The sequence below is a fragment of the Kitasatospora sp. NPDC091257 genome (genome assembly GCF_044757675.1).
Classification (GTDB): Bacteria; Actinomycetota; Actinomycetes; order Streptomycetales; family Streptomycetaceae; genus Kitasatospora; species Kitasatospora lactacystinica.
On sequence record NZ_JBIVVI010000382.1, the window covers coordinates 1 to 7,175 of the forward strand.

The following is a 7,175-nucleotide window of genomic DNA, read 5'->3' on the forward strand; positions in this document are numbered from 1 at the left end:
GGCGTCCCCGCTCGTACTCGGCCCGCTGGACGAGGCCGGGTCGCTGGAGCTGCTGGGCAGCATCGTCGGCCCGGCCAGGGTCGGTGCCGAACCGCGGTCGGCCCGTTCGGTGCTGACGGTCTGCGCGGGCCTGCCGCTGGCGATCCGGATCGCGGGGACCCGGCTGCTGGAGCGCCCGCACTGGACCATCGGGCACTTCGCCCGGCGGCTCACGGACGCCCCGCGGCTGCTGGACGAACTGTACGCGGGCGACCTCGGTGTCCGGCCCTGCCTCGACGCCGACCACGCCGGGCTCCGGCGGACGGCTCCGGCCGGGGTCGACCCGGCCGAGGTGTTCACCGCGCTGGGAGCCGCCGGATCGCGTTCGGTCTCCAGCAGTAGGGTCGCGGTGATGTTCGGCTGCTCCGAGGCGCAGGCCGAGGAGGCCTTGGACGCCCTGGTCGAGGCGAATCTGCTGGGTGAGCCGGCGGGGGGCCGCTACCGGCTGGACGCGCTGTTGCGGGCGTACGCCCGCGAGCGGGCGCAGGCGGTCGCCGTACGGCAGCACGATCACCCGTACATGCGCGCCGGGTGACCGTCCCGGCGACGGGCACCCCGCGGCCCGGTTCCCCTTCCCCCGATGCTTTTCGACTCGATCTCCTTCGACTCGATCTCCTTCGATCCGATCTCCTTCGAGAGGACCCCAGCGCCATGGCCCACCAGACAGAAGCCACCCACGACCTGCTCGCCTACGTCCGGGAGGTCTCCCTCCGTGACGACGATCTCCTCAGGGAGCTGCGGGAGGCCACCGCGGACCTGCCCGGCGGGACCGCCATGCAGGTGATGGCGGAGGAGGGCCAACTGCTCTCCCTGCTGGTCGGGTTGACGGGGGCTCGGGCGGTGCTGGAGATCGGCACCTTCACCGGCTACAGCACCCTGTGCATGGCCCGCGCGCTCCCGGCCGACGGGGTGCTGGTGTCCTGCGACATCGACGACCGGTGGCCGGCCATCGGCGCCGACTTCTGGAAGCGGGACGGGGTCGACTCGCGGATCGACCTGCGGATCGGCGATGCCACCGCGACCCTGGACGCGCTGCTGGCGGAGCGCGGGCCGGAGAGCTTCGACCTGGTGTTCATCGACGCGGACAAGAGCAACTACGTCCGCTACTACGAGAGTTCGCTGGCGCTGCTGCGCACCGGCGGTCTGATCGTGGTCGACAACACCCTCTTCTTCGGCCGGGTCGCCGATCCGGCCGCCGTGGACCCGGAGACCGCCGGGGTCCGGGCTTTGAACCGGCTGCTGCACGAGGACCCTCGGGTGGAGCTGTCGCTGCTGGTGATGGCCGACGGGATCACACTCGTCCGCAAGCGCTGAGGGCGGCGGGCCGGAGCCCGGGAGCGCCGGCCGCCGCCGCGGTCACGACGCTCCCGGGCTCCCTTCCGGCACGTTCAGGTCGGGTGCGTCCACGCTGATGACGGTGGACACCACGCGCGGGCCGGGGACCAGGTGGAGGCGCTGGAGTCCGGTGTCCTCCGGAGCCGGCGCGAGGGCGGCGGCACACGGGCACGGGGCTTCGTCCAAGCCCTCGAAGCCCGCGAACCGGTAGGCGATCTCCATCATCCGGTTGCGTTCGGTCGCCCGGAAGTCCGCGACCAGGTGGGCTCCGGACCGGGCGGCGGCGTCGGCCAGCCAGTTCAGCAGGGTCGCGCCGGCGCCGTAGGCGACGACCCGGCAGGAGGTGGCGAGCAGCTTGAGGTGCCACAGGCCCGGGTGCCGTTCGAGCAGCAGGACGCCGACCGCGCCGTGCGGGCCGAACCGGTCGGTGAGGGTGACCACCAGGACCTCGTGCCGGGGGTCGGTGATCAGGCCGCGCAGCACCGCGTCCGGGTAGTGGACCCCGGTCGCGTTCATCTGGCTGGTGCGCAGGGTGAGTTCCTCGACCCGGGACAGCTCCTCGCCGGTGGCCCGGCCGATGCGCATCCGCAGGTCCAGGGAGCGCAGGAACTCCTCGTCGGGGCCGGGGGCGGCCGCCCGCTCGGCCTCGCGGCGGAAGCCCGCCTGGTACATCTGGCGGCGGCGCCGGGAGTCGACGGTGCTGGCCGCAGGGGTGAACTCGGCGAGTTCGGGGAGTGCGAGGACCTGCTCGGCCGGGTAGCACCGTACGTCGGGCAGGTGGAAGGCCACTTCGGCGCGTTCGGCGGGCCGGTCGTCGACGAAGGCGATGGTCGTGAGCGCGAAGTTCAGCCGGTCGGCGATCCGGCGCACCGACTCGGACTTGGGGCCCCACCCGATCTCCGGCAGGACGAAGTACTCGGCCACGCCGAACGCCTCCAGCCGGGCCCAGGCGTGCTCGTGGTCGTTACGGCTGGCGACGGACTGGAGGATGCCGCGGGAGTCGAGCTCGATCACCACCTTGCGCACCTCGTCCGGCAGGTGCACCTCGCCGTCCTCCAGCAGGGTGCCCTGCCAGAGGGTGTCGTCCAGGTCCCAGACCAGGCACTTGACGATCTCGACCATGCCGTCCTTCCTCGTCTCGTCGACCGTGGGCCCGCTCACCGTGCCCCCGGAGCGGAGAGGGCGTGCTGTGCCAGCATCAGCCGGCACAGCTCGTTGCTGCCCTCGATGATCTCCATCAACTTGGCGTCCCGGTACGCCCGGGCCACCGCGTGCCCGTCCCGGGACCCGGCCGAGGCCAGTACCTGGACGGCCGTCGCCGCGCCCCGAGCGGCCTGCGTCGCGCTGACGTGCTTGGCCAGTACGGTCGCCGCCACCTGGTCCGGCGACCCTTCGTCCCAGCAGCGGCTGGCGTGCTCGCAGACCCGCGAGGCCACCTGCTCGGCCGTGTAGAGGTCGGCGAGGTGCCCGGCGACGAGCTGGTGCTCTGCGAGCGGCCTGCCGAACTGCTCCCGCCCTGAGGCGTGCGCGGTGGCCGCCGCCAGACAGGCCCGCAGGATGCCCACGCACCCCCAGGCGACGGACATCCGCCCGTAGGCCAGCGCGGTCGTCACCAGCAGGGCGGGCGGCAGTCCGTGACCGCCCAGGACGCTGTCGACCGGCAGCCGCACCCCGTCGAGGTGTACGTCCGCGTGTCCGGCCGCGCGGCAGCCGAGCGGGTCGGCGATCCGCTCGATCCGGACGCCGGGCGTGTCGGCGGGCACCACGACGGCCGCCGCGCCGTCCTCGTAGCGGCCGACGACGACCAGCAAGTCGGCGTAGTGGGCGGCGGTCACCCACTTCTTGTATCCGTCGACGACGACCGCGTCGCCGTCGCGGCGGACGGTCGTCGTCATCGCCGCGAGGTCACTGCCGGCGCCGGGCTCGCTGAAGCCGACCGCCGCCAGTCCGCCGCCGGTCAGCCGGGGAAGGTGGGCGGCCGACTGCTCGGCGGTGCCGAGGCGCTGGATGGTCCATGCCGCCATGCCCTGGGAGGTCATCACGCTGCGCAGCGAGCTGCAGAGGCCGCCCACGTGGGCGGTGTACGCGCCGCTGCGCATGCTGCTGAGCCCCCAGCCGCCGTACTGCTCCGGGACTTCGGCGCACAGTCGGCCCTCGGCGCCCAGTTCGCGGAGCAGGTCCAGCGGGATGAGGCCGGTCCGGTCCCACTCCCCCGCCTGGTCGCCGACCCGCAGGGTGACGGAGGTCGTGGCGCTGTTCAGGTCCTCACTCATGCCGTCCCCCGGCGGCGGGCACCCGGAGCCGGTCCACCAGCTCCGCCATCCGCCGTACGGTGCGGAAGTTGTCCAGCCGCAGGTCCGCGCCGCGGACGGCGATGGCGTAGGTCTTCTCCAGGTACACCACCAACTGCATGGCGAACAGGGACGACAGGCCGCCGGCGCCGAACAGGTCGGTGTCGGCGTCCCAGGCGGTTCCGGTGTGTCCCTCCAGGAATCCCAGCAGTTCCTTCTCCAGGTCGTGGGTGTCGGGCGTGTTCGCTGTGGTCATGGCCGTCTCCTTGTCGGGGTGATCAGGTGTAGTCGTAGAAGCCGCGCCCGGACTTGCGGCCCAGCCTGCCCTCGCGGACCAGCCGGAGCAGCGGTTCGGCGGGGCGGCAGCCGTCGTCGCCGGTGCGTTCGTGGAGCACGGTGAGGGAGTCGACGAGGTTGTCGATGCCGATCAGGTCCGCGGTGCGCAGCGGGCCGGTGGGGTGTCCCAGGCAGCCCTGCATCAGGGCGTCGACGTCCTCCGCGGTCGCCGTGCCCTCCTCCACGACCCGGGCCGCGTCGTTGATCATCGGGTGCAGGATGCGGCTGGTCACGAAGCCGGGTGCGTCCCGGACGACCACCGCCCGCCGCCGCAGCGCCGTGAGCAGGGCCGCCACGGCGGCCATCGCCGGGTCCCCGGTCTTGTCGCCGCGGACCACTTCGGCGGTGCCGATCAGGTAGGGCGGGTTCATGAAGTGGGTGCCGACCAGATCCTCCGGCCGATCCACGGCCCCGGCCAGTTCGTCGACGGGGATCGAGGAGGTGTTGGTGATCAGCAGGGTTCCGGGCCGGACCAGTCCGGAGACCTCGGACAGGACGGCGGCCTTGATCGCGGCGTTCTCGGTGACCGCCTCGACGACGGCGGTGGCTCCGGCGGCGGCTTTGAGCGAGGTACCGGTGGCCAGGGCGCCGAGGGGCGTCCCGGCGGGCAGGGCGCCCATCAGCTCGGCCAGCCGGAGGTCGCGGTCGATCAGGTCCGTGGCCCGGTCGAGCTGTTCCCGGTCGATGTCGACCAGGTGGACCGGCAGGCCGTGTCCGAGGGCGAGGACAGTGATGCCGACGCCCATCACCCCGGCTCCCAGCACGGTGAGGGCGTGTCGCGGGGGGGAATCGTCGTACGGGGCTGTGGTCAACGGGCTCTCCTTCGGTTTCACAGGTCTTCGGGGGTGCGGAGGGTGGTGCCGAGCCAGTCGGCGACGGCGTCGCCGGTGGTCGCGACATGCCGTTCCATGATCGAGAAGTGGTCTCCGGGAACGTCGACGACGGTGTCGGCACCGGCCCAGGACGAGCGCCAGTCACCGGCTTCGGCGGACGGGCGGCCGAGCGGGGTGGAGGCGCGGACCAGCAGCAGCGGGGCGCGGACCGCCGGGGGGTTCCAGTCGTCGAGCAGACGGAAGTAGCCGCCCATCGCGGTCAGCCTGGTCCCGTCCATCGGGGCCGCCCGGTCCTCGCGGTCGAACATGCCGCCCAGCAGGACGTCGTTGAACTGGGTGATGCCTTCGTTGTCGGAGAGGTAGGTGTCCAGCAGCACCACGGCCGCCGGGCCCTCGCCGCGCTGCTCCAGCGCGGCGGCCACTCCGTGGGCGAGCGTGCCGCCGGAGGAGGAGCCGGCCAGGACGAGCGTCCGTCCGGGCAGTTCCCGGAGCAGTGTCGTCGCCTGGAAGTCCAGCAGGGCCGACATGTCGGCGGGCAGTTCCTCCTCGGGGGTGAATCCGGGGGCGTCCAGGGCGGCGACGGCGTAGCGGTCCCGGAAGCGGGCCGCGAAGCGGGCGTACTCGTGGGCACCGCCGAGGGCGACGATGGAGCCGAAGCAGACGAGTACGGGGGCGTCGGCGCGCTCGTTCAGGCGCAGCAGCCGCGGGCCGGTGCCGGCGGCCGCGAGGTCGCTGCCGCTGGGGAAGGCCGGGCGCAGGGCGGAGGCGTGCTTGAGCAGGGCGATGCCCTCGTCGATCCGGCCGAGTGCGCAGGCCCGGCGGAACAGCACGCTCACCGGGTCGGTGTCGGCGGTGTCGGTTCCGGTTGCGGCGGTTCCGGTTGCGGCGGTTCCGATTGCGGGTGCCGCTTCGGGCCGAGGGGTGTTGTCCCTCGGGGCCTCGGCGGCGAGGCGCGCCGCGAGCGCGGCGGGGGTGCCGCTGTCGAAGACGGCGGAGGGCCGCAACCGCAGTCCGGTGGCGGCGGCCAGCCGGTTGCGGAGCTCGACCGCGGTCAACGAGTCGAATCCGACGGAGAGGAAGGGCACCGTCGCGGACAGCGCCCCGGAGTCGGTGTGGCCGAGGACTTCGGCGGCCTGGGCGAGGACGATGTCAAGCAGGACCAGCCCGCGTTCCTGTACGTCGGCGGCGGCGTCGAGCCGTTGCCGCAGCGCCGCGGCGGCGGTCGGCGTCCCCTTCGCTCCGGTCGTCGCGGTCGGGCTGCGCCGGACCAGGGAGCGCAGCATCGGGTGCACCGGGCCGTCGCCGTACACGGTGAGGTCGAGGTGGGCCAGGACGACGGGGCTCCCGTCTCCCGGCGGGGCGGCTTCCGCGGCGCACACCGTGTCCAGCAGGGCCATGGCCTCCTCGTCGGAGAGGCCGCGGGCGCCGCGCCGGTCGATGCGCCGCCGTTCGGCGCCGCCGAGCTCGGCCGTCATCCCGCTCACCCGCTCCCAGGGGCCCCAGGCCAGGGACAGGCCGGGGAGCCCGAGCCGTCGGCGTTCCGCGATGAGGGCGTCGAGCGCGGCGTTGGCGGCCGAGTAGGACGCCTGGCCGGGGCTGCCCAGCACGCCCGCGGCGGAGGAGAAGACGACGAACGCGGACAGGTCCGCTCCGCGCGTCAGCTGGTCGAGGTGCCGGGCGGCGTCGAACTTGGGCCGCAGGACGGCGGTCATGCGCTCCCCCGTCAGCCCGTCCAGCAGACCGTCGTCGAGCACTCCGGCGGTGTGGACCACGGCGCACAGCGGATGGCGTTCGGGGATGGCGGCCAGGGCGGCGGCCAGTGCCTGACGGTCGGACACATCACAGCTGACGGCGGCCAGTTCGGCTCCGGCCTCGGCCAGCTCCGCCGTCAGCTCCGGCATGCCGGGGGCGTCGGCGCCGCGGCGACTCAGCACGAGGAGGTGGCGTACCCCGTGCGCGGCGACCAGATGGCGCGCCAGGACGGCCGCGAGAGCACCGCCCCCGCTCACCAGTACCGTCCCTTCGGACGGCCCGAACGGGCCGGCCTGCCGGGTGGCCGTGGCCGTGGCGGTGGCCGTGGCGGTGGCCGTGGCGGTGGTGACCGGCGGCCGTATCAGTCGGGGCGCGTACAGGACGCCACCGCGCAGGGCCGCCTGTGGTTCGCCCGTGGCGAGGAGCTCGGCGAGCGCGTCACCGAGACCGTCCGGGTCCGGCCCTTCGGTGTCCAGCAGCACGAACCGGTCGGGGTGTTCGAGCTGAGCGGCTCGGAGCATGCCCCAGACGGCCGCCGCACCGGGGTCCGCCGGCTGCGGCTGCGCGCCGGTCGGGCCGGTCGCGCCCC

Annotated in this window: 6 protein-coding genes and 1 pseudogene; 2 read left to right on the top strand and 5 right to left on the bottom strand. The window is 73.8% G+C overall.

The features are described 5' to 3' along the window. Both ACIQOV_RS19015 and ACIQOV_RS19020 read left to right on the top strand, forming a co-directional pair. Nucleotides 1-574 (top strand): annotated as a pseudogene (locus ACIQOV_RS19015) (AfsR family transcriptional regulator); the annotation flags it as partial. 116 nt (nt 575-690) lie between these two features. Further along, nucleotides 691-1,353, top strand: coding sequence for a class I SAM-dependent methyltransferase (locus tag ACIQOV_RS19020; protein ID WP_401049827.1), 663 nt, complete (start codon nt 691-693; stop codon nt 1,351-1,353). 42 nt (nt 1,354-1,395) lie between these two features. On the opposite strand, the gene ACIQOV_RS19025 is transcribed toward ACIQOV_RS19020, so the two are convergent. The 5 genes from ACIQOV_RS19025 to ACIQOV_RS19045 all read right to left on the bottom strand — a co-directional run. Next, on the bottom strand, nt 1,396-2,496 hold the full coding sequence (locus ACIQOV_RS19025) for an HAD-IIIC family phosphatase (RefSeq protein WP_401049828.1): 1,101 nt from the start codon (nt 2,494-2,496) through the stop codon (nt 1,396-1,398). 35 nt (nt 2,497-2,531) lie between these two features. Further along, entirely contained in the window at nt 2,532-3,647 is a 1,116-nt protein-coding gene (locus ACIQOV_RS19030) for an acyl-CoA dehydrogenase family protein (protein ID WP_401049830.1), read from the bottom strand. Continuing rightward, nucleotides 3,640-3,921, bottom strand: a complete 282-nt coding sequence (locus ACIQOV_RS19035; RefSeq protein ID WP_401049832.1) for an acyl carrier protein — start codon at nt 3,919-3,921, stop codon at nt 3,640-3,642. Before ACIQOV_RS19035 ends, ACIQOV_RS19030 begins: the two co-directional genes overlap by 8 nt. Nucleotides 3,922-3,943: 22 nt before the next feature. After that, nucleotides 3,944-4,813 carry a 3-hydroxyacyl-CoA dehydrogenase family protein gene (locus tag ACIQOV_RS19040; protein WP_401049833.1) on the bottom strand — a complete coding sequence of 290 codons (870 nt, stop codon included), beginning with the start codon at nt 4,811-4,813 and terminating at the stop codon, nt 3,944-3,946. A 17-nt stretch (nt 4,814-4,830) separates the two neighbouring features. Beyond that, nucleotides 4,831-7,175: type I polyketide synthase (locus ACIQOV_RS19045; protein WP_401049835.1), on the bottom strand; the 2,345-nt coding region annotated here is incomplete at its 5' end.

Bases quoted from the DNA above. Each gene is read 5' to 3' on its own strand.
- ACIQOV_RS19020 (WP_401049827.1), top strand. From the start codon at position 691: ATGGCCCACCAGACAGAAGCCACCCACGACCTGCTCGCCTACGTCCGG.
- ACIQOV_RS19025 (WP_401049828.1), bottom strand. From the start codon at position 2,496: ATGGTCGAGATCGTCAAGTGCCTGGTCTGGGACCTGGACGACACCCTC.
- ACIQOV_RS19030 (WP_401049830.1), bottom strand. From the start codon at position 3,647: ATGAGTGAGGACCTGAACAGCGCCACGACCTCCGTCACCCTGCGGGTC.
- ACIQOV_RS19035 (WP_401049832.1), bottom strand. From the start codon at position 3,921: ATGACCACAGCGAACACGCCCGACACCCACGACCTGGAGAAGGAACTG.